Origin of the sequence: Pauljensenia sp. UMB3104, assembly GCF_030217285.1 — a bacterium.
Classification (GTDB): domain Bacteria; phylum Actinomycetota; class Actinomycetes; order Actinomycetales; family Actinomycetaceae; genus Pauljensenia.
In genome coordinates this window covers 1-241 of the sequence record NZ_JASONN010000555.1, presented here as the reverse complement: position 1 = coordinate 241, position 241 = coordinate 1, and the positions used below count along the sequence as shown (strand labels likewise).

1 protein-coding gene is annotated in these 241 nt (G+C 61.8%); it reads right to left on the bottom strand.

Translation table 11 applies throughout. From position 1 onward, the window contains the following. Positions 1-241: D-alanyl-D-alanine carboxypeptidase (locus QP415_RS12770; RefSeq protein WP_285100321.1), on the bottom strand; the 241-nt coding region annotated here is incomplete at its 5' end.

Sequence of the window (241 nt, the reverse complement as noted above, 5' to 3'; positions counted from 1 at the left end):
TCAGAGAGCTGCAAGTGCGCCGACGAACTTATCCAACGCGGGACGAGTGTTCGCAGCTGCATCGTCAGGAACGTTCTCCGTGCCGATCACGTAGACCAGCAGTCGCCCGCTGGAGGTCGACACGATGCCAGCGAGGGTCGAAGCCGTCGACAGTGAACCAGTCTTGGCCTGTGCGTTTGCCCAGGCGGCAGAGTTGGACATACGACGTGTCATCGTCCCGTCAAGGCCGGACCACGGCAGT